This window comes from Gilvimarinus sp. 1_MG-2023 (assembly GCF_030548285.1).
In genome coordinates this window covers 1-284 of the sequence record NZ_JAUOSC010000841.1, presented here as the reverse complement: position 1 = coordinate 284, position 284 = coordinate 1, and the positions used below count along the sequence as shown (strand labels likewise).

At 51.8% G+C, this 284-nt stretch carries 1 protein-coding gene; it reads left to right on the top strand.

What is annotated here, in order from left to right; genetic code table 11:
• Positions 1-83 precede the first annotated feature (83 nt).
• Positions 84-284, top strand: a 201-nt coding sequence (locus tag Q4563_RS19270; RefSeq protein WP_303605660.1) for an FAD-dependent oxidoreductase, incomplete at its 3' end; no start/stop codon positions are given.

Here is a 284-nt window from a genome sequence, read left to right as displayed (position 1 = left end):
ACCATTGCCTGCCTGATGAAAAACACCCTGACAGCCGCCAGACGCCTGATGTCTGACGAACTCTAGTAAACGGGAGCAAGGCCATGCCTTTTGCACTTCTTAAATACGGGCTGAACAACGATTATCCGTTTGAAAAAGACGCGGATTTGCCTGCACCGACTGCCCTCAAGCGTCGTTACGACGTGGTAATTATCGGTGGCGGCGGGCATGGTGTTGCCACGGCTTATTACCTGGCCAAATACCATGGCATTACCAATGTAGCCGTGCTGGAAAAAGGCTATCTG